Source organism: Vibrio sp. Y10_XG_PY6, from assembly GCF_024181795.1.
Lineage (GTDB): Bacteria > Pseudomonadota > Gammaproteobacteria > Enterobacterales > Vibrionaceae > Vibrio > Vibrio diabolicus.
The window spans coordinates 417,966-440,285 of record NZ_JAMZAQ010000003.1; the positions used below are offsets into that span (position 1 = coordinate 417,966).

Sequence of the window (22,320 nt, forward strand, 5' to 3'; positions counted from 1 at the left end):
TTACACACTTCGTGGGTTTAGGTAACGTTAAACGCAGTATTGGCAATTGGCTCAAGCATCCAGCCCCAGAGGCGATGTTTGATCGTCAGTTAGTGTGGATTGCACTGGGTTTGATGTTGACGGGGTTGGTGATGGTAACCTCTGCATCATTTCCAATCAGCTCTCGATTAACCGAACAGCCGTTCCACTTTATGTTTCGTCATGCGACGTTTCTCGTGCTGGCGTTAGGGACCTCCGCTGTTATTTTGCAAGTGCCTTTGCAAGAGTGGTTTAAGAAGAGCCATTACTTACTTTGGGCTTCTTTCGCACTGTTAATCATCGTGCTCTTGGCGGGTAAGTCGGTTAATGGTGCGTCTCGTTGGATTCCCCTTGGGCTGTTTAACCTTCAGCCAGCGGAAGTCGCGAAGCTATCGCTGTTTATCTTCATGTCTGGTTACTTAGTTCGAAAGCAAGACGAAGTACGACAAACCTTCTTTGGTGGCTTTATGAAGCCAATCATGGTGTTTGCTTTCTTCGCAGTATTACTGCTAGGTCAGCCAGACTTGGGTACGGTCGTCGTGATGCTAGTAACACTGTTTGGCATGCTGTTTATCGCAGGCGCAAAACTGACGCAGTTTCTCGCGTTGATGGTGGCAGGTATCGGCGCTGTGGTAGGTTTGATTTTAGTCGAACCATACCGTATGCGACGAGTAACCTCCTTCCTTGACCCGTGGGAAGACCCATTTGGCAGTGGCTATCAGTTGACTCAGTCTTTGATGGCGTTTGGTCGTGGTGAATGGTTCGGTCAAGGTCTTGGTAATTCAATTCAAAAACTGGAATATCTACCGGAAGCGCATACCGACTTTGTGTTTGCCGTACTTGCTGAAGAGCTTGGTTTCGTGGGTGTAGTACTGGTCTTAATGCTGATTTTTAGCTTAGTGCTAAAAGCGGTTTACATAGGCAAGCGTGCGTTTGAAGAAGGCGAAATGTTCGGCGGTTATCTGGCTTTCGGTATCGGTATTTGGTTTGCGTTCCAGACCTTGGTGAACGTTGGTGCTGCAGCTGGTATCGTACCAACCAAAGGTTTAACACTTCCGCTAATCAGTTATGGTGGTTCCAGTCTGATTATTATGTCCGTCGCAGTCTCCATATTGCTGCGTATCGATTACGAATGCCGCTTGAAACGCGAGCAACAACAATCAGAACAACAAACTAATGAAACAAAATAAACGTTTGATGGTGATGGCTGGTGGTACTGGCGGTCACGTATTCCCAGGGTTAGCTGTAGCAAAACAGCTGCAAGAGCAAGGCTGGGAGATCCGTTGGTTAGGCACGGCGGATCGAATGGAAGCGGATTTGGTGCCAAAACATGGCATTGAAATCGATTTTATCAAAGTGAAAGGGTTACGAGGTCAAGGCGTTAAACGTCTTCTTGCAGCACCATTTCAAATTATCAATGCCATTATGCAGGCTCGTGCTCACATGAAACGCTGGCAGCCAGACGCAGTACTTGGTATGGGCGGTTATGTTAGCGGCCCGGGCGGTATTGCCGCTTGGATGAGTGGCATTCCTGTTGTTCTGCATGAACAAAATGCAGTAGCAGGTTTAACGAACCAATGGTTATCGAAAATCGCTAAGAAGGTTTTTCAGGCTTTCCCAGGCGCCTTCCCTAATGCTGAGGTAGTCGGTAACCCAGTTCGTGAAGACCTAACAAGATTAGAAGCGCCTGCAGAGCGAATGCAAGATCGCCAAGGCCCAATTCGTATTCTGGTGATGGGCGGTAGCCAAGGTGCACGCATTCTTAACCAAACTCTGCCAGAAGTGATGGCAAAGTTGGGCGGTGATTACTGTATTCGTCATCAAGCGGGCAAAGGTTCCGCCGAAGAAGTGAACGCAGCATACCAAGCTAATGGTGTGGTAAATGCAGAAGTCACAGAGTTCATTGACGACGTAGCAGAGGCTTATGCATGGGCTGACCTTTTAGTTTGTCGTTCAGGGGCGTTAACCGTTTCTGAAGTTTCTGCTGCTGGCGTTGGTGCGATCTTTATTCCTTTTATGCATAAAGATCGCCAACAAGCACTGAATGCCGATCATCTAGTAGAATGCGGCGCAGCGAAAATGATTGAACAACCAGATTTAACCGTTGAGTCTTTGACTCAGCAGATCCAACAATTGGATCGCCAAGCTTTACTTTCGATGGCTGAGCAAGCGCGTGGCGCTGCTAAATTGAATGCCGACCGAGTTGTCGCACAAGCCATTGTCGCTTTGACCGAAAAGCGTTAACGAATTATTGAGAATAGAATTGATGACAATCCAACATACACAAGACTTAGCTCAGATTCGCGCCATGGTGCCAGAGATGCGCCGCGTGAAATCCATCCACTTCATCGGTATTGGTGGTGCGGGCATGAGCGGCATTGCAGAAGTGCTGTTGAATGAAGGCTATCAAATCACGGGTTCTGACCTATCAGAAAACCCTGTGACAGAGCGTTTAGTATCAAAAGGTGCGACGGTATTTATCGGGCACCAAGCTAGCAATGTTGAAAAAGCCAGTGTGGTTGTGGTTTCAACCGCTATCAACGAAGAAAACCCAGAAGTGATGGCAGCGCGGGAGTTACGTATCCCTATTGTACGTCGTGCTGAGATGCTCGCTGAGTTGATGCGCTTCCGTCATGGTATTGCCGTTGCGGGCACGCACGGTAAAACGACGACGACGGCACTCGTGACACAAATCTATTCTGAAGCAGGCCTTGATCCAACGTTTGTAAACGGCGGCTTGGTGAAAAGCGCTGGTACAAATGCTCGTTTAGGCTCGAGTCGTATTCTAATTGCCGAGGCGGATGAGAGCGACGCGTCATTCCTGCACCTGCAACCAATGGTAAGTATCGTCACTAATATCGAAGCCGATCATATGGATACTTATGGTGGTGACTTTGAAACGTTAAAGCAAACCTTCATTGATTTTCTACACAATCTACCGTTCTACGGCCAAGCTATTGTTTGTATTGATGATCCTGTGGTTCGAGAGTTAATCCCACGTATTAGTCGTCAAGTGATTACTTACGGTTTCTCCGAAGATGCTGACGTACGCATTGAAAACTATCGTCAAGAAGGTCAGCAAGGCAAATTTACGGTAGTACGTAAAGGGCGTGCCAACCTAGATATCACTCTGAACATTCCAGGTCGTCACAATGCACTTAATGCGTCGGCTGCGATTGCAGTGGCTACTGAAGATGACATTGAAGACGATGCAATTCTAAAAGCAATGGCCGGTACGCAAGGCACGGGACGACGTTTTGATCACCTTGGCGAGTTTGATACTGGTAATGGTCATGCCATGTTAGTGGATGATTACGGACACCACCCAACAGAAGTTGATGTGACCATTAATGCTGCGCGAAGCGGTTGGCAAGATAAACGTCTCGTTATGATTTTCCAACCACACCGTTATAGCCGTACTCGTGATCTGTACGATGACTTTGCGAATGTGCTAGAGCAAGTTGATGTATTAATCATGTTGGATGTTTATGCCGCAGGTGAAAAGCCAATTGCAGGAGCTGATGGACGTTCATTGTGTCGCACAATTCGCAGCCGAGGTAAGGTAGATCCGATTTTTGTTCCAGAAATCGAGCAATTACCTTCAGTTTTAGCTAACGTTATACAAGACGGCGACCTAATCTTAACGCAAGGTGCGGGTGATGTTGGTAAAGTGGCGAAACAACTGGCAGGTCTTGAATTAAATATAAACAAGATGCTTGGTTAACACAGATTGTTGGCGCGAAGGACAGATAAAAACTCAGATCTCGATTTTGCGTCAATATCATTGTGATTTATTGCTATCAGTGTTTGATAGTTTACAAGAGCTCAGTATAATCCCAAGGTTAAAGTCAAGACTTTTACCTCTGCGTAATTATGTGGGTAAAAAGTACACGACAAAAGTCAGGAAACGAAGACGTTGTTGAATATTGCACTGAATGACGAGCGACCAAACACGGATAATAACCGTGGTCGCCAAGAGAAAATCTTGGGTGCGTTATTTTTCGTTGTGGTTGTGACCTTAATTAGTTCTGTTTTGTACTCGGCGATCAGTTGGATGTGGGATGACCAAAGGTTACCTCTCTCCAAAATAGTACTTCAGGGAAAACTGGAGTATGTCCAAGCTGACGATGTGCAGGCTGCATTTAGTCGAATAGATCACATCGGTACATTTATGTCTCAGGATATTGATGTATTACAGCAAAGTGTCGAAGCTCTGCCATGGGTGGCGCATGCCGCAATCCGAAAGCAGTGGCCGGATACAGTAAAAGTTTTTTTGACAGAGCATCAACCTGAAGCCATTTGGAATGGCAACGAACTGTTAGATAAAAACGGGTTTGTTTTTGATGGCGATGTGGCTCTGTTACAAGAAGAAAAAGTGAAACTGTACGGACCCAAAGACAGCGGACCAGAAGTCTTACAGACTTACCGTGATTTGAGTCCTAAGTTTCAGCAATTGGGTTTAGCGATATCGTCGCTGGTATTAAACGAGCGACGAGCTTGGCAAATCATCCTTGATAACGGTATTCGATTAGAGCTCGGTAAAGAGTCTCTTCTTGAGCGTATAGAGCGATTTTTTAAGCTCTATAACAAGCTTGGCAGTGACACGCAAAGAATCAGTTATATCGATCTTAGGTACGATACAGGAGCCGCAGTTGGTTGGTTTCCTGAACAAGAGTTAGAAGAGAGTACAGATGACTAAGGCCGCTGATGACAACATTATTGTTGGTCTTGATATAGGCACTGCAACCGTATCGGCTCTAGTGGGTGAGGTTCTACCAGACGGTCAAATTAATATTATTGGCGCAGGTAGTAGCCCTTCACGTGGCATGGATAAAGGTGGCGTGAATGACTTGGAGTCGGTTGTAAAATCAGTACAACGTGCAATTGATCAAGCTGAATTGATGGCCGAGTGCCAGATCAGCCGAGTCTTCATTTCGTTGTCTGGTAAGCATATCGCAAGCCGAATTGAAAAAGGTATGGGCACGATTTCAGATGAAGAAGTGTCTCAAGAAGACATGGATCGCGCTATCCATACCGCAAAATCGATTAAAATCGGTGATGAACAGCGAATCCTTCATGTGATTCCGCAAGAGTTCACCATTGATTACCAAGAGGGAATCAAAAATCCGCTTGGTTTATCTGGGGTAAGAATGGAAGTAAGTGTCCACCTTATCTCATGCCATAATGACATGGCACGCAATATTATTAAGGCGGTAGAACGATGCGGCCTTAAAGTAGAGCAACTCGTATTTTCTGGGCTTGCTGCAAGTAATGCAGTAATCACCGAGGATGAAAGAGAGCTTGGAGTTTGTGTGGTGGATATTGGCGCCGGCACGATGGATGTGGCCATCTGGACTGGCGGTGCGTTACGTCACACAGAAGTATTTTCGTACGCAGGAAATGCTGTAACCAGCGATATTGCTTTTGCTTTTGGTACGCCAGTGAGCGATGCTGAAGAAATAAAAGTCAAATATGGCTGTGCTTTGAGTGAACTGGTCAGTAAGGATGACACGGTTAATGTACCAAGCGTAGGTGGGCGACCATCACGTAGTCTGCAACGTCAAACGTTGTCAGAAGTGATTGAGCCACGCTACTCTGAGCTTATGGGACTGGTTAACCAAACTATTGACTCTGTACAAGCGAAATTGCGCGAAGAGGGTATAAAGCACCATCTAGCTGCGGGAGTTGTACTCACCGGCGGTGCTGCGCAAATGGACGGAGTGATAGAATGTGCGGAACGCGTATTCCGCAATCAAGTAAGGGTCGGCAAACCGCTCGAAGTCAGCGGATTAACTGACTATGTAAAAGAGCCGTACCATTCTACGGCAGTTGGATTACTTCATTACGCAAGAGACATGCAGTCTAGCGACGATAGCGATTATAATGAACCTAAACGCTCATCTGTTACTGGCTTTTTCGATAAATTGCGTAACTGGATACAAAAAGAGTTTTAACCTGAGTTGCAGGATAAACGGAGACAACACATGTTTGAACCGATGATGGAAATGTCTGACGATGCAGTAATCAAGGTCGTTGGGGTTGGTGGCGGCGGTGGTAACGCCGTTGAACACATGGTGCGTGAATCCATCGAAGGTGTGGAATTCATCAGCGTCAACACTGATGCGCAAGCACTTCGTAAGACAAGCGTTGGCAATGTTATTCAGATCGGTGGCGATATCACCAAAGGTCTGGGTGCAGGTGCTAATCCACAGGTTGGCCGTGACGCAGCTCTCGAAGACAGAGATAGAATTAAAGATTCCCTAACTGGCGCCGATATGGTGTTTATCGCAGCTGGTATGGGTGGCGGTACAGGTACTGGTGCAGCACCTGTTATTGCTGAAGTAGCTAAAGAGCTTGGCATTCTAACTGTCGCGGTAGTGACAAAACCGTTCAGCTTTGAAGGCAAAAAGCGTTTGGCGTTCGCTGAGCAAGGTATCGATGAGCTGTCTAAGCACGTTGACTCTTTGATTACGATTCCAAACGAAAAGCTGCTTAAAGTACTTGGCCGTGGTGTCACGCTACTAGAAGCTTTTGCAAGTGCGAACGACGTTCTTAAGAACGCAGTTCAAGGCATTGCAGAGCTAATTACTCGCCCTGGCATGATCAACGTCGACTTTGCGGACGTAAGAACAGTAATGTCTGAAATGGGTCACGCGATGATGGGCAGCGGTATTGCTAAAGGCGAAGATCGTGCTGAAGAAGCGGCTGAAATGGCAATTTCTAGCCCACTTCTGGAAGACATCGATCTAGCGGGCGCTCGTGGTGTTCTTGTCAATATTACTGCAGGTCTGGATATGCGTCTTGACGAGTTTGAGACGGTTGGTAATACAGTGAAAGCATTTGCTTCTGACAATGCAACTGTTGTTATCGGTACTTCTCTAGACCCAGATATGACGGACGAAATCCGCGTAACAGTTGTAGCGACAGGTATTGGCAATGAGAAAAAACCAGATATCACGCTAGTTGCGGGTGGTAAAGCGAAAGTGGCTCCGACGCCGCAGGCTCAACCACAACAGCAAGCGGCGGCAACGCAAGCTGAAGAGAAACCGGCACAAACCTTGCAAAATAATCAAGTGCAAGAGAAGCCACAGGTAACTCCTCAGCCTACAAATACAGTTTCTTCTTCTCCAGCATCGTCGAGCCAAAGCTCTGCGGCTCCGAAGCAAGAGAAGGAAAGTGGTTATTTAGATATCCCGGCATTTTTGCGTCGTCAGGCTGATTAATCTTTAATCCATAAATTTGACATGGCTCAAAATTATGGTAGCATTCACGGTCGACGTTACAGACGGCCGTGTTTTGTAGCAAATTTTTGAGAGGCAAGCAGATGATCAGACAACGTACTCTGAAAGAAATAGTGAAAACAACTGGTGTGGGCCTCCACTCTGGTCGTAAAGTCACGCTTACTCTGCGCCCGGCTGCTGCAAATACAGGTATCATTTACCGTCGTACAGATGTAAACCCACCTGTAGATTTTCCAGCTGATCCAGCTTCTGTTCGTGACACCATGCTATGTACTGCTTTGGTAAACGACGAAGGTGTGCGTATTTCAACTGTAGAGCACTTGAATGCGGCACTTGCTGGTATGGGCATCGACAACATTGTTGTCGAAGTAGACGCACCTGAAATTCCAATTATGGATGGTAGTGCTAGCCCATTTGTATACTTGCTACAACAAGCAGGTATCGAAACGCAAAATGCGCCAAAACGTTTCATCCGTATTAAAAAGCCAGTTCGTTTTGAAGATGGCGATAAATGGGCAGAGTTTGTACCATTTAACGGCTTCCGCATGGACTTCGAAATTGAATTTAATCACCCTGCTATTGAGTCAGACGAACAGCGCTTGCTGTTTGATTTCTCTTCAAAAGGCTTCGTTCGTGAAATTTCTCGTGCACGTACGTTTGGCTTTATGCGTGATATCGAATATCTACAATCTCAAAACCTAGTTTTGGGTGGTAGCTTCGACAATGCTATCGTATTGGATGATTACCGTATTCTTAACGAAGAAGGTCTACGCTTTGAAAATGAGTTTGTGACTCACAAAGTGTTGGATGCGATTGGTGATCTTTACATGTGTGGTCACCCAATCATCGGTGAATTTCGCGCCTTTAAATCGGGTCACGGTTTGAACAACCAACTTCTGCGAGCTGTTCTTGCTGATCAGGAAGCGTGGGAGTGGACTACATTCGAAGAAGAAGTCGGCTCACCAGTAGCATTCGCTGAACCAAATATGGTGCTTGCGTAAATACTCGGCATTAAAATTAATAAAAACCAGGCTTATGCCTGGTTTTTTGCTATTTGGCTTTAATCTTGGACTTATTAATAGCATTCGAGCTTTTCAGCATCTTGAAATAACGATCATTTACGGTCTTTCTTTTCTGCCATATCAGCCAATCGCTTTAAACGCTCTTGAATTTTAGGCGGTGCCATGTCGGCAATCGTCATCAATGACTTTGCTGCAGATTCTGTTAATGGTGGACGTTTAGGTCTGTCGTCTTGTTCGAAACGATTTCTGTATAATGATGGATTGATCCTCACTTCAACGCTCATCAGTTTGGCAAAGCCTTGAGTACGAAGTTTATTTAGGATCATGAGGCGATCGTAATCGATCTTCATTTTGATCGCGGCACTAGAAACATCGATCAATAGGTGGCCGTTACGAACATTCGCCACCCGGCAATGATCGGCCGTCCCTGTGGGTAAGATCTCTTGCAAAGCTTGGTTAAGCTGTAAGATTTCTCCAGCATGTTCTTGAATCTGCTTGAACTGTGATTCAGCAATAACATCTTCAGTCGAGGTTGGACGGTGATCACGCATAGGTAAAATCTAATTTTGTTGAGATATCAGCTATTCTAGAGCAGCTTTCTATCAAGGTATAGTTTACATTAACGTCTTTCGCTTCAGTTTTACAATGTAGCAAGGTAAAAAGCAAAGTCTGCTCTGAATAAATTACACATATTGTGGTATGCAATATCGTCTAATCAGTCACCACTTTAAGTAAAAACTTCAGAGTGCTTCAAACAAATACGTCTATTTATGGTTGTATCGATGAAAAATCCTTACACTAAGCCACATTGTTTCGAAACTTAGCCTTGAAATATGGATGTTTGAACTCAATATCTTTGATAAATGATTTATCTCAGTATTCTTAGTTCCAAACTGGCAGAGACTGAAGGCATTATGAGTAGATCGGGAACGGTCTGATTAAAGAGAGATTCACGAAAAATGATAACTAAGCTACTGACAAAAGTGATTGGCAGTCGCAACGACCGAACACTGCGCCGCCTTAGAAAAATTGTAAAAGAAATTAATAACTACGAGCCAACATTCGAAGCTCTAAGTGATGAAGAGTTAAAAGCAAAGACGGTTGAGTTCCGTGAGCGCCTAGAGAAAGGTGAAACTCTTGATAAACTACTTCCTGAAGCTTTTGCTACGGTTCGTGAAGCATCTAAGCGTGTCTACGGCATGCGTCACTTCGACGTTCAGCTTATCGGTGGTATGGTTCTAAATGCGGGTCAAATTGCGGAGATGCGTACAGGTGAAGGTAAAACGCTGACTGCAACGCTTCCAGCTTACTTAAATGCTCTTGCTGGTAAAGGCGTTCACATCGTAACAGTGAACGATTATCTAGCTAAACGTGATGCTGAGACGAACCGCCCTCTATTTGAATTTTTAGGTATGACCGTTGGCGTAAACGTGCCAAACATGCCTCCTCAAGAGAAAAAAGAAGCGTACCAAGCTGACATTCTATACGGAACCAACAATGAATTTGGTTTTGACTACCTTCGTGACAATATGGCTTTCCGTAGCGAAGACCGTGTACAGCGTGATCGCTTCTTTGCTGTTGTCGATGAGGTGGACTCAATCCTAATTGATGAAGCTCGTACTCCTTTGATCATTTCTGGTCCTGCTGAAGATAGCTCTGAGCTATACACTCGAATCAACCTTTTGATCCCGCATCTGAAAAAGCAAGATAAAGAAGACTCTGAAGAATACCGTGGTGATGGTCACTACACTGTTGATGAAAAATCAAAGCAAGTATACCTAACAGAAACAGGTCAAGAATACGTTGAAGAACTGTTGGTGAAAAACGGTCTGATGGAGGAAGGGGATACACTTTACTCTCCGGCTAACATCAGCATGTTGCATCACGTGAATGCTGCTTTGCGTGCTCATGTGTTATTCGAGCGTAACGTTGATTACATCGTTACTGATGAAGGCGAAGTGGTCATCGTTGATGAACACACTGGTCGTACAATGCCAGGTCGTCGTTGGTCTGAAGGTCTTCACCAAGCAGTAGAAGCGAAAGAAGGCGTTAAGATCCAAAACGAAAACCAAACTTTGGCTTCTATTACCTTCCAGAACTACTTCCGTTTATACGAAAAACTGTCAGGTATGACAGGTACAGCGGATACTGAAGCGTTCGAATTCCAGTCTATCTATGGTTTGGAAACGGTGGTTATCCCAACCAACAAGCCGATGATTCGTAACGATATGCCAGATGTGGTTTACCGTACTGAAGCAGAGAAGTTTGCGGCAATCATTGAAGATATTAAAGAGCGTGTTGCCAAAGGGCAGCCAACGCTTGTTGGTACTGTGTCGATTGAAAAGTCAGAACTTCTTTCTAACGCATTGAAGAAGGCTAAGATCAAACACAACGTATTGAACGCGAAATTCCATGAGAAAGAAGCGGAAATTGTTGCTGAAGCGGGCATGCCTGGTGCGGTAACTATCGCGACCAACATGGCCGGTCGTGGTACGGACATTGTGCTTGGCGGTAGCTGGCAATCAAAAGTTGAAGCTTTAGAGAACCCAACTCAAGAGCAAATCGATGCGATTAAAGCAGAGTGGAAAGTGGTGCATGACCAAGTGCTAGAAGCTGGTGGTCTACATATCATCGGTACTGAGCGCCACGAATCTCGCCGTATTGATAACCAGCTACGTGGTCGTTCTGGTCGTCAAGGTGATGCGGGTTCATCGCGCTTCTACCTATCTATGGAAGACTCTTTGCTACGTATTTTCACTTCTGATCGTATGGCGAGCCTTATTCAAAGTGGTATGGAAGAAGGTGAAGCTATTGAATCGAAAATGCTTTCTCGCTCAATTGAAAAAGCACAGCGCAAAGTGGAAGGTCGGAACTTTGATATCCGTAAGCAGTTGCTTGAATACGATGATGTAGCGAACGATCAACGTAAGGTTGTCTACGAACTGCGTGACGAGTTAATGAACGTTGAAGACATCAGCGGCATGATCGAGCAAAACCGTGAAGATGTGCTAACAGCGGTTATTGATGAGTACATTCCACCACAGTCACTAGAAGATATGTGGGATGTTGAAGGTCTACAAGAGCGCTTGAAAGCGGACTTCGATCTTGATGCGCCAGTGAAGCAATGGCTTGAAGAAGACGACAAGCTTTACGAAGAAGCATTACGTGAAAAGATCATCAACCTAGCCGTTGAAGTGTACAAAGAGAAAGAGGAAGTAGTGGGCGCACAAGTGCTTCGCAACTTCGAAAAATCGGTCATGCTTCAGACTTTGGATACGCTTTGGAAAGAGCATTTGGCTGCGATGGATCACTTGCGTCAAGGTATCCATTTACGCGGTTACGCACAGAAGAACCCAAAACAAGAATACAAACGTGAGTCGTTTGAACTGTTTGAGGGTCTACTAGAAGCGCTGAAAACAGACGTTATTACTGTTCTATCTCGTGTTCGCGTTCAGCAACAAGAAGAAGTTGAACGTATGGAAGAACAGCGTCGTGCGCAAGCTGAAGAAGCCGCTCGTCGTGCGCAAGCGCAACACGCTGCAGCACAAAATCCGCTTTCTGAAGGCGAAGAATCTGAAGAAGGTTCAAATCAACCAATGGTACGTGATGAACGTAAAGTAGGTCGTAATGAACCTTGCCCTTGTGGCAGTGGCAAGAAGTACAAACAGTGCCACGGCAAAATCGACTAATCTGTTAGTCGGATTATTTATCAAAGAGTCGCTTAGGCGACTCTTTTTTTAAATAAATTCTTTGGCTATCAAATTCCATAAGTTTGATAGGTCAGAAAGTTTTTGAGATGTAGAAGCTCGTTGTCACAATAGTAAAGTACAACGGTCTTGAGAGTTAGGAATCCCCATGAAAAGAATTCACATAGTCGCGGCAATTATTTTTAACCAAGACAAGTCAAAGATCTTTATTACAAAGCGTCCTGATGATAAGCACAAAGGCGGGTTTTGGGAGTTTCCGGGTGGCAAAGTCGAGCCGGGAGAAAGTATTGAGCTTGCTATTACAAGAGAACTCGAAGAAGAAGTGGGAATTGAAGTTATTGAGCAAGCCCCTTTTGAACACTTGGAATACGACTATCCAGACAAATCACTCAAGTTTGATTTTATTACAGTATCTCAATTCAGTAATGAGCCTTACGGTCGAGAAGGTCAAGAAGGATGCTGGGTTGAGATCAGCGAATTGGGCGACTACACCTTTCCTGAAGCGAACGTACCTATCTTGGAGCGTGTTGTAAAAGAGTTTGCTTAAGCTCGATGAACTTGCTTGTGGTAACCACGGTATGTTGTTAGTTTAAACAGATTAAGCGAAACGAGAGAACGAGAGCAAACCTCGTTATCCAGAGAAGGAGAGAAAGCGCAATGGTTCGTATTGCAATCGCAGGAGCAGCTGGCCGAATGGGCCGCAATTTGGTTAAAGCTTCACACCTTAATCCTGAAGCGACAGTGAGCGCGGGATCAGAACGACCTGAGTCTTCACTCGTCGGCGTCGATATCGGTGAACTTTGTGGTGAAGGTACATTCGATGTGCTCTTAACAGATGATCTTGCTAAAGACGTCGATAATTTTGATGTAATCATCGATTTCACCGCTCCAGTAAGCACATTAGCGAATCTCGAGTTGTGTAAGAAATACGGTAAGAGCATTGTGATTGGGACGACTGGCTTCAGCGATGCAGAGCGTGATCTTATCGATGAAGCAGCCAAGCAAGTGCCTGTTGTGATGGCGCCAAATTATTCTGTAGGCGTAAACCTTGTCTTTAAGCTTCTTGAGAAAGCGACCAAAGTGATGGGGGATTACTGTGATATCGAGATTGTTGAAGCACACCATCGCCATAAAGTTGATGCCCCCTCTGGTACCGCTGTCGGAATGGGAGAAGCTATTGCTGGTGCGATGGGTAATAAGCTGAATGATGTAGCTGTCTATGCCCGAGAAGGCATTACTGGTGAAAGAACAAAAGATGAGATCGGCTTTGCTACGATTCGCGCTGGCGATATCGTCGGTGAGCATACAGCTATGTTTGCTGATATCGGGGAACGAGTGGAAATAACGCACAAAGCGACTGATCGCATGACGTTTGCTAATGGGGCCGTAAAGGCTGCCGTTTGGTTGAGTGCTAAACCTGCGGGCTTTTATACCATGACAGATGTTTTGGGATTGAATGAACTCTAAATACATAATTATTCGCCGGCGCTAGCCGGCTTTTTTATATCTATAGAATTGTTTGTAAATAAAATGATTCTGATAGAGAAGATTTTAGCACTTACTTTTGTTGTGTTTTTGTCTGTTTTGGCTTTATTTTTGGGTGTAACCGTTAAAAGTGTTTCTGTTTTTGTCTTAGTGAACGTTTGCGTTAAAAACTCATAATTTTTTGTGATCCCTAAAAAGTTCAAATTTGTAAAATTCATTAAACCTCTATCCCTCCCTATGTAATAGCATTCAAAAGTTGTCTTTTTGAGCCTTACTGATTCGAAATGACCTTACTCGCTAGAAATTGATAATTTATTTTTGATTGTAGGTTGACAGGTTTCCAGTCCAACTTTAGAATACCGCCAATTTGTCTGAAATACCTATTTATGTAGATTTTATAGGTAAAGGAAGGCATGTTTGCAGTTTGATTTATTTTTTTTGCATTTTTATTCTGGAGGTTGTCTTGGGTAAATTAGCACTGTTAGTCCTAGAAGATGGGACAGTGTTCCACGGAGTGTCCATAGGGGCAGATGGTATTTCCGTTGGTGAAGTCGTTTTTAATACCTCGATGACGGGGTATCAAGAAATCCTCACTGATCCTTCCTATTCTCAGCAAATCGTCACCCTTACTTATCCTCACATTGGCAATACCGGAACCACTTCCGAAGATGAAGAATCCTCTTCCATTCATGCACAAGGCCTTGTGATTCGCGATCTTCCTCTTATCGCTTCTAACTTCCGTAATGAACAATCCCTCTCTGATTACCTTAAGTCTCAAAATATCGTTGGCATCGCTGATATTGATACGCGAAAGCTCACTCGTATCTTGCGTGAAAAAGGTGCTCAAAACGGTTGTATTGTTGCGGGTAATAACCTAGATGAAGCTTTGGCTTTAGCGAAAGCAAAAGAATTCCCAGGCTTAAAAGGAATGGACCTTGCGAAAGAAGTTACAACGAAAGAAGCGTATCAATGGAAACAAGGTTCGTGGACGCTTGAAGGTGGACTTCCAGAGGCGAAAGATGACAGCGAGCTGCCATACCACGTCGTTGCTTACGACTTCGGCGCAAAACGCAACATCCTACGAATGTTGGTTGACCGCGGTTGCCGCTTAACGGTTGTTCCTGCTGAAACGTCAGCGGAAGAAGTGCTTGCGATGAACCCGGACGGTGTTTTCCTATCAAATGGCCCTGGTGATCCAGAACCATGTACTTACGCGATTGAAGCGACAAAAGTGTTCCTAGAAAAAGGCTTACCTATCTTCGGTATCTGTTTAGGTCACCAAATCCTTGCGTTAGCGTCAGGTGCACAAACCGTGAAAATGAAGTTTGGTCACCATGGTGCAAACCACCCAGTAAAAGATTTAGACCGTAACGTTGTTATGATCACTTCGCAAAACCACGGCTTTGCGGCAGATGAAGCAACGTTACCGGAAAACTTACGTGCTACTCACGTATCGTTATTTGATGGCTCTTTGCAAGGTATTCACCGCACAGACAAGCCAGCATTTAGCTTCCAAGGTCACCCAGAAGCGAGCCCAGGTCCACATGACGCGGCACCGCTATTTGACCACTTTATCGAACTAATCAAAAAACACAGCGCTTAATTCGGAGTAGTAGATAATGCCAAAACGTACTGACATTCAAAGTATTCTAATTCTTGGTGCTGGTCCGATTGTTATCGGTCAGGCATGTGAGTTTGACTACTCTGGCGCACAAGCCTGTAAAGCACTTCGTGAAGAAGGCTACCGAGTTATTCTGGTTAACTCGAACCCAGCAACGATCATGACTGACCCAGAGATGGCTGATGCGACTTACATCGAGCCAATCCAATGGGAAGTGGTACGCAAGATCATTGAAAAAGAGCGTCCAGATGCAGTTTTGCCAACCATGGGTGGCCAGACTGCACTTAACTGTGCGTTAGACTTAGAGAAACACGGCGTACTAGAAGAATTCGGCGTAGAGATGATCGGCGCAACTGCAGATGCAATCGACAAAGCGGAAGACCGTTCTCGTTTTGATAAAGCGATGAAGTCTATCGGCCTTGAGTGTCCTCGCGCAGATACAGCGAAGAGCATGGAAGAAGCTTACAAAGTTTTAGATATGGTTGGCTTCCCTTGTATCATCCGTCCATCGTTCACCATGGGTGGCACTGGTGGTGGTATCGCGTACAACAAAGAAGAGTTCGAAGAAATCTGTCGTCGCGGTCTGGACTTATCTCCGACCAACGAACTTCTTATCGATGAGTCACTAATCGGTTGGAAAGAGTACGAAATGGAAGTCGTTCGTGACAAAGCGGACAACTGTATCATCGTATGTTCAATCGAAAACTTTGATCCAATGGGTATCCACACGGGTGACTCAATCACAGTAGCACCAGCACAGACACTGACTGACAAAGAATACCAGCTAATGCGTAATGCATCGCTAGCCGTTCTACGTGAAATTGGTGTTGAAACAGGTGGTTCAAACGTACAGTTTGGTATCAACCCGAAAGATGGCCGTATGGTTATCATCGAGATGAACCCACGTGTATCTCGCTCTTCTGCGTTAGCGTCAAAAGCAACAGGTTTCCCAATCGCTAAGATTGCCGCGAAGCTTGCTGTTGGCTTTACTCTGGACGAACTACAAAACGACATCACGGGCGGTGCAACACCAGCATCATTCGAGCCAACTATCGACTACGTCGTAACTAAGATTCCTCGCTTTAACTTCGAGAAATTTGCTGGCGCAAACGACCGTCTGACTACTCAGATGAAATCGGTTGGTGAGGTAATGGCAATTGGTCGTAACCAACAAGAATCTCTTCACAAAGCACTTCGTGGCCTAGAAGTTGGCGCAACTGGTTTTGACGAGATGGTCGATTTAGAAGCACCAGATGCACTGACTAAGATTCGTCACGAACTTAAAGAAGCAGGCGCTGAGCGTATCTGGTACATCGCCGATGCATTCCGAGCTGGCATGTCAGTTGACGGCGTGTTCAACTTGACTCAAATTGACCGTTGGTTCCTGGTTCAAATCGAAGAAATCGTAAAACTCGAAGAGCAAGTCAAGGCGGGCGGCTACGCAGGTTTAACCAAAGAAGTGCTTCGCCAGATGAAACGTAAAGGCTTCTCTGATGCGCGCTTGTCTAAACTGCTTGGTGTCGCTGAAAGTGAAATTCGCCGTGCTCGTGAGCAGTTTGATATTCACCCGGTCTACAAACGTGTGGATACGTGTGCCGCAGAGTTTTCTTCTGACACGGCTTACATGTACTCATCTTACGATGAAGAGTGTGAAGCCAACCCAACAGACAAAGACAAGATCATGGTTCTTGGTGGTGGTCCAAACCGTATCGGCCAAGGCATTGAATTCGACTACTGTTGTGTACACGCATCACTTGCGCTGCGTGAAGACGGTTACGAAACCATTATGGTTAACTGTAACCCAGAAACGGTATCTACTGACTACGATACGTCTGATCGTCTGTACTTCGAACCAGTAACTCTGGAAGATGTACTGTCTATCGCTCGCGTTGAAAAACCAAAAGGTGTAATTGTTCAGTACGGTGGTCAAACGCCACTTAAACTGGCTCGTGCTCTAGAAGCGGCTGGTGTTCCAATCATTGGTACGAGCCCAGATGCTATAGACCGTGCGGAAGACCGTGAACGCTTCCAAGCCGCTGTTGACCGTTTAGGTCTACTTCAGCCAGAAAACGCGACAGTAACAACGATGGAGCAAGCGGTTGAGAAGTCGAAAGAAATTGGCTTCCCATTAGTTGTTCGTCCATCTTATGTACTCGGTGGTCGTGCGATGGAAATCGTATACGACGAGCAAGACCTGCGTCGCTACTTCAATGAAGCAGTAAGCGTATCGAACGAGTCTCCAGTTCTACTAGACCGTTTCTTGGATGATGCAACCGAAGTTGATATTGATGCTATCTGTGACGGTGAACGCGTCGTTATCGGCGGTATCATGGAACACATCGAACAAGCCGGTGTTCACTCTGGTGACTCTGCATGTTCACTGCCTGCATATACGCTAAGTCAGGAAATTCAAGACAAGATGCGTGAGCAAGTTGAGAAGCTGGCGTTCGAACTCGGTGTACGCGGTTTGATGAACACGCAGTTTGCTGTGAAAGACAACGATGTTTACCTAATCGAAGTGAACCCTCGTGCTGCTCGTACGGTTCCATTCGTATCGAAAGCGACAGGTGCACCTCTAGCGAAAATCGCTGCACGTGTAATGGCGGGTCAATCTCTAGAGTCACAAGGCTTTACTAAAGAGATTATCCCTCCTTACTACTCAGTGAAAGAAGTGGTTCTGCCGTTCAACAAGTTCCCTGGCGTTGATCCGCTATTGGGCCCAGAAATGCGCTCAACAGGTGAAGTAATGGGCGTTGGCGCAACATTCGCAGAAGCTTACGCGAAAGCAGAGCTAGGTTGTGGTGCGGTTTACCCTGAAGGTGGTCGTGCGCTACTGTCAGTACGTGAAGGCGATAAAGAGCGTGTTGTTGACCTGGCTTCTAAGCTAGTGAAACTGGGTTACCAGTTGGATGCGACACACGGTACTGCTGTGATTCTGGGCGAAGCGGGTATCAACCCACGCTTGGTAAACAAAGTACACGAAGGTCGTCCACACATTCTTGACCGCATCAAGAACAACGAATACACCTACATCGTAAACACGGCAGCTGGTCGTCAAGCGATTGAAGATTCGAAAGTTCTACGCCGCGGTGCACTGGCAGAAAAAGTGAACTACACAACGACACTGAACGCAGCGTTCGCTACATGTATGTCTCACACTGCAGATGCAAAAGCGTCAGTAACTTCGGTTCAAGAGCTACACGCAAAAGTGAAAGCTAGCCTAGAAGCGTAATAGATAAAAATCAGTAAGCCCGAAAAATAGGGCTTATATGACAACCTCATTGCCCGCTCATTTGAGCGGGCTTTTTTATATCTAGGTTTTTCTAAAATGAAGAGTATTAAAATGTGCTAGGAACGATTGGTATGCTTCGCTTTTGAAGATCATCAAGCTAATTATGGCAAGCAATGTTCCTAAAGATGAAGAAATAGTACTACCACTTGCTACAACAAAGTTGATACTGCAGGTAAGAATGATAAAAGAGATAGTGATTAAGTTTATTTTTGCAGCAATACTTAATCCTTTGCTTATTGTCAGGATGTTTGGAATGCATACAACAACAACCGTAATAGCTCCCAATGTAAGAAGGTAAGTATCTAGAGCAATGTGTTGAGTGAAGGAAAACCAGTCATTCCAAATGCTTAAGCTAATAGCCAGACCAATAGTCAATGCCAAGTATAAACATATACTTAGTGAGATGTTTGCTATGCTAATTGATTTAGTATTCAACTTTCAATTCCTCATAGATTCCAATTGCAAGATTTCTTAACTCTCCCGAATAACCGCTTCCTACTATGCTAATTGAGCCTCCAATTGCATCTAGAAGCTGATGAGAAATGGATGCGGATATTGTTGCTTGTGAATACCTCTTAGGAATTTCTCCTGACAACATTAGCTGTTTACGAGCTTTATTCGAAATGCTCGGAAGGTTTTTACGGATGATTTCTTTAGTTAATCTTGTTCTTTCTTGTCTGTTTAAGCCTTTTAGAATCTCGGGAACGCCTTTCTTAGTGGTTTGCTTAAGAGATTGAACCATTTTTATCGTTTGATATCCGCTAGCGCCCGCTCCAGCTAAGGAGATATAATCTAAAGCTTTAGTTGTATTTTGATACCACTCATTACTGTCTATATCCGATAATTTATCTGGTGATTTAGATACCATACGGGTTCTTGCTACTCCAATAGCACATTGAGCTGTGGCAGCAACAGTAGCGGCGTGTGAGATATAGGACATAGTTACGCCCACAGGACCACTTACTGGTATTGTTAGCCCCGAACCAACTACTCCAATCCAGCCAATCGCTGCACCAATACAGCTAATGCTCGCTGATAGAAGCTCTTGATTGAATCTTGATTTTGATTCTTCCTGTTTTATTTTTTTTGCAAATTCTTGAGATGATTGTAATTTTATCGGTTCTCGTAGAATGATAAAGGTAGGATTGATATGGCATGTGGATTTAAAGTCTCTTAAGCGTACAACGGTGAATTTGTTATCAATATAAATTACACCCGCACCGCTAGTCTCTGGTTTAGCGTCAATAACGTTGAATAGCTGATTAATATTCACTATTTGTTCGATTTTTAAGCGTAATTGCTTTTCTTTTATTGATGGTCGAGTCAGTAAGGCTTCCATTATTTTCGTTTTTATCAGATTAAATATTTCCTATTAAGACAGCATTTTCTCTTTCTATCAAAATATTAAGAGGCTCTTGAGGTGAGGCTCTATATTTTGATGTAATTGATATTTTTAATGTGTCATTTTCTAGATTCATTGATTGATGAAAATTAGGAATAGATTGGTGTCTTGACTTTCCATTGGTAGTTTTGTGAATAAGTGCTACCGTTTCTTCCTCTTTGATACCTCTTCAAAAAGGAAGTGTAGTGGAAATCACGGTTGAGATTTTGTTGGCCCTATTTTTGGTTGCGACTGCCGCAGGCTTTATTGATGCGATGGCTGGTGGGGGAGGGCTCATTACGCTCCCTGCGCTTTTGGCTGCGGGGGTGAGTCCGACTCAAGCTCTAGCAACCAATAAGTTACAAAGTTCGTTTGGCAGTTTCTCTGCTAGCTGGTATTTCGTGCGTAACGGTATTGTCAGCCTAAAGGAAATGCGTTTCGCGATACTCTGCACTTTTATAGGCGCAGCAATCGGTGCCGAGGCTGTGCAGTTTATTGATGCTAGCGTACTCACCAGTTTGATCCCTGTTCTTTTGATCGCCATTTCCCTCTATTTTTTACTCGCGCCAAGTACGCGAAAAATCGATGGAGAACCAAAGTTATCTGAAGCGATGTTTGCGCTATGCATTGGTGGGGGGATCGGTTTCTATGATGGCTTTTTTGGCCCTGGAACTGGATCTATTTTTACTGTTTGTTTTGTTGCATTAGGTCATTTCTCTTTGGTCGAAGCCACAGCTAGAACCAAAATCCTCAATTTTACGTCAAACATCGCGGCACTACTCTTTTTTATCTTAGCAGGGTTACCAGTGTGGAAGCTCGGTTTAACCATGGCTGTTGGCGGTTTTCTTGGTGCTCAGTTAGGGGCGAAGGTCGTTGTAAGTAAAGGGCAAAAATGGATTCGTCCTCTAGTTATTGTGATGTCGATGCTTATGGCAACGAAACTTCTTTGGCAACAACATCAGCAATGGATTCTGTCAGTGCTTTAACTCGCTCGCTACGATATGTGCTGTGGCGCAAGCAGATATGTATTGGTCGAATTAACTGTCCTAGTTCTTCAAAGTCATAGCAGAATTTGGGTGTGATATTAAGTGTCTTCAGGATAGATTTAGGAATTAAAGCGGGAGCCATTCCGCCCAAAGCCAGTTGTGCTGCCGCAGTGTATGAATCCATTTCCATCAAAGGCTCAATTCCGTATTTTGACAAAATAGCTTGTTGGTAAGTGTTGGCAGGATTGGTTAAGTCATTGGTCAAAATGGCTTTGGGTAGTTGCGAAAGTGGGTATCTACTGACGATTGAAAAAGGTTCATCAGCGAGGTGAAGGCTCATTAATCCATGATGAGACGGTAAATAACCGGCACAGAATCCCAGTGTCGCTTTACCTGATTTGACGTTCTCAATAATGCGTGGTGTATGATTGGTCGATATTCGTATGTACTGGTCATGAGCAAAGCGTTCTGCCATGATCACACTAAGGTATCCAGCGACTAAGGTTTCAGAGCAGTCTATCTTGATCAAAGAAGTATCTTCTATTTCTTGCTGATCATAGATCTGACCTCTTAACTCATTGAACGTTGGCTCGATCGTGTTGATGAGCGCAAGGCCATCGGAGGTCAGCTTTATATGCCGACCACTTGGCTCAATCAATTTTTTTCCTAACTTCTTCTCTAGATTCGAAATGCGCTTACTCACCGCAGATTGACTAATATAGAGTTGGCTGCCCGTGCGGCTCATGGTTTTTTCTTTACTGAGGACAAGTAACGTCTCAATACCTTCAAGCAACATAATAATTAATGAAAGTTAGGAATGGTTGAGATAATTTAGCGAATTGTCCAAGAATTGGCGAATTAAATGAGCATAAATTAGAGGAGCCGACACTTGGTCGACTCGATGATGAGTGATGCTGTTTGTGTTTAACGGTTAATTGCGAAAGTTGGCAGGGATAGATGCCAACGAATAGCACCGAGACGTATAATGAGCGTTGAGATTACACCAGCGAGTAAAGCCGTTGAGTGGTCATAACCCATGTTTACCGCCATCGTATGGAAGATGCCGCCGATAATACATGCCGTAGCGTAGACTTCACTTCTTAATACCATAGGAACTTCGCGAGCCAGTACGTCTCGTATAATGCCACCTCCACAGCCAGTAATAACCCCCATTATCACAGCGACCATTCCAGATGCATTGTAGGCGAGAGCCTTCTCTACTCCAATTCCCACAAATACAGCGAGACCGATGGCATCACAAACGGGTAATACCCACCATGAGAGTCGCTTGGGTCTTCGAATAACAAGCATGGTTAACAGACACGTAACAAATATCACCCATAAGTACGTAGTATCTGTTATCCAAAATACAGGAGTGGCACCTAGCGCCATGTCTCGGATTGTTCCGCCACCAATAGCAGTCACACTGCCGAGAACGATAACGCCGAATGGATCCATTTTTAAACGGCCCGCCAGTAACACGCCAGAGATAGCGAAAACAGCGGTACCGAACAAATCGATCATATAAAGCAGCATGGAGTCCATGTTACTTAGTACCTTTATATAG

18 protein-coding genes are annotated in these 22,320 nt (G+C 44.8%); 13 read left to right on the forward strand and 5 right to left on the reverse strand.

Features of this window, described 5'->3' with window-relative positions; genetic code table 11:
• Window positions 1–11: 11 nt before the first annotated feature.
• From ftsW to lpxC, 7 genes are all read left to right on the forward strand, one after another.
• Complete coding sequence (ftsW, locus tag NL644_RS18030; protein WP_005396444.1) at window positions 12–1,208, forward strand: cell division protein FtsW; 1,197 nt, start codon at window positions 12–14, stop codon at window positions 1,206–1,208.
• Window positions 1,195–2,262, forward strand: a complete 1,068-nt coding sequence (gene murG / locus NL644_RS18035; protein ID WP_114323147.1) for an undecaprenyldiphospho-muramoylpentapeptide beta-N-acetylglucosaminyltransferase — start codon at window positions 1,195–1,197, stop codon at window positions 2,260–2,262. Before ftsW ends, murG begins: the two co-directional genes overlap by 14 nt.
• Before the next feature lie 22 nt (window positions 2,263–2,284).
• Entirely contained in the window at window positions 2,285–3,742 is a 1,458-nt protein-coding gene (murC, locus tag NL644_RS18040; protein WP_167394134.1) for a UDP-N-acetylmuramate--L-alanine ligase, read from the forward strand.
• A gap of 192 nt (window positions 3,743–3,934) precedes the next feature.
• Entirely contained in the window at window positions 3,935–4,717 is a 783-nt protein-coding gene (locus NL644_RS18045; protein ID WP_012842151.1) for a cell division protein FtsQ/DivIB, read from the forward strand.
• Complete coding sequence (ftsA, locus tag NL644_RS18050; protein ID WP_012842150.1) at window positions 4,710–5,972, forward strand: cell division protein FtsA; 1,263 nt, start codon at window positions 4,710–4,712, stop codon at window positions 5,970–5,972. Before NL644_RS18045 ends, ftsA begins: the two co-directional genes overlap by 8 nt.
• Window positions 5,973–6,002: 30 nt before the next feature.
• A complete protein-coding gene (gene ftsZ / locus NL644_RS18055; RefSeq protein WP_012842149.1) occupies window positions 6,003–7,241 on the forward strand; it encodes a cell division protein FtsZ in 1,239 nt (412 codons plus the stop codon).
• Between the two features lie 101 nt (window positions 7,242–7,342).
• The gene (lpxC, locus tag NL644_RS18060; RefSeq protein ID WP_005381871.1) at window positions 7,343–8,260 is read left to right on the forward strand and encodes a UDP-3-O-acyl-N-acetylglucosamine deacetylase; all 918 of its coding nucleotides are present in this window, start codon (window positions 7,343–7,345) and stop codon (window positions 8,258–8,260) included.
• Window positions 8,261–8,373: 113 nt separating this feature from the next.
• Here lpxC and NL644_RS18065 read toward each other — a convergent pair whose 3' ends face one another.
• A complete protein-coding gene (locus NL644_RS18065; RefSeq protein ID WP_012842148.1) occupies window positions 8,374–8,832 on the reverse strand; it encodes a DUF721 domain-containing protein in 459 nt (152 codons plus the stop codon).
• Between the two features lie 408 nt (window positions 8,833–9,240).
• Here NL644_RS18065 and secA point away from each other — a divergent pair, with 408 nt between their 5' ends.
• The 5 genes from secA to carB all read left to right on the forward strand — a co-directional run bounded on the left by secA (window position 9,241) and on the right by carB (window position 18,326).
• On the forward strand, window positions 9,241–11,970 hold the full coding sequence (gene secA, locus NL644_RS18070) for a preprotein translocase subunit SecA (RefSeq protein WP_005396435.1): 2,730 nt from the start codon (window positions 9,241–9,243) through the stop codon (window positions 11,968–11,970).
• A gap of 166 nt (window positions 11,971–12,136) precedes the next feature.
• On the forward strand, window positions 12,137–12,535 hold the full coding sequence (gene mutT, locus NL644_RS18075) for an 8-oxo-dGTP diphosphatase MutT (protein WP_005396433.1): 399 nt from the start codon (window positions 12,137–12,139) through the stop codon (window positions 12,533–12,535).
• Window positions 12,536–12,645: 110 nt separating this feature from the next.
• A complete protein-coding gene (gene dapB / locus NL644_RS18080; RefSeq protein WP_253658691.1) occupies window positions 12,646–13,455 on the forward strand; it encodes a 4-hydroxy-tetrahydrodipicolinate reductase in 810 nt (269 codons plus the stop codon).
• Between the two features lie 481 nt (window positions 13,456–13,936).
• Window positions 13,937–15,076, forward strand: a complete 1,140-nt coding sequence (carA, locus tag NL644_RS18085) for a glutamine-hydrolyzing carbamoyl-phosphate synthase small subunit (RefSeq protein WP_005396428.1) — start codon at window positions 13,937–13,939, stop codon at window positions 15,074–15,076.
• Window positions 15,077–15,092: 16 nt separating this feature from the next.
• A complete protein-coding gene (carB, locus tag NL644_RS18090) occupies window positions 15,093–18,326 on the forward strand; it encodes a carbamoyl-phosphate synthase large subunit (RefSeq protein WP_005396427.1) in 3,234 nt (1,077 codons plus the stop codon).
• Between the two features lie 81 nt (window positions 18,327–18,407).
• Here carB and NL644_RS18095 read toward each other — a convergent pair whose 3' ends face one another.
• Together NL644_RS18095 and NL644_RS18100 are read right to left on the reverse strand one after the other, a co-directional pair.
• The gene (locus NL644_RS18095; RefSeq protein WP_154647402.1) at window positions 18,408–18,821 is read right to left on the reverse strand and encodes a hypothetical protein; all 414 of its coding nucleotides are present in this window, start codon (window positions 18,819–18,821) and stop codon (window positions 18,408–18,410) included.
• Window positions 18,811–19,725 (reverse strand): hypothetical protein, encoded by a 915-nt coding sequence (locus NL644_RS18100; RefSeq protein WP_114323149.1) that lies wholly within the window; start codon window positions 19,723–19,725, stop codon window positions 18,811–18,813. The genes NL644_RS18095 and NL644_RS18100 overlap by 11 nt, the downstream gene beginning before the upstream one ends.
• Window positions 19,726–19,973: 248 nt before the next feature.
• Here NL644_RS18100 and NL644_RS18105 point away from each other — a divergent pair, with 248 nt between their 5' ends.
• A complete protein-coding gene (locus NL644_RS18105; RefSeq protein ID WP_114323150.1) occupies window positions 19,974–20,753 on the forward strand; it encodes a TSUP family transporter in 780 nt (259 codons plus the stop codon).
• On the opposite strand, the gene NL644_RS18110 is transcribed toward NL644_RS18105, so the two are convergent.
• Entirely contained in the window at window positions 20,695–21,549 is an 855-nt protein-coding gene (locus NL644_RS18110; protein WP_114323151.1) for a LysR family transcriptional regulator, read from the reverse strand. The two genes, NL644_RS18105 and NL644_RS18110, sit on opposite strands and share 59 nt — an antisense overlap.
• 128 nt (window positions 21,550–21,677) lie before the next feature.
• A complete protein-coding gene (locus NL644_RS18115; protein WP_005387377.1) occupies window positions 21,678–22,298 on the reverse strand; it encodes a TRIC cation channel family protein in 621 nt (206 codons plus the stop codon).
• Window positions 22,299–22,320 lie beyond the last annotated feature (22 nt).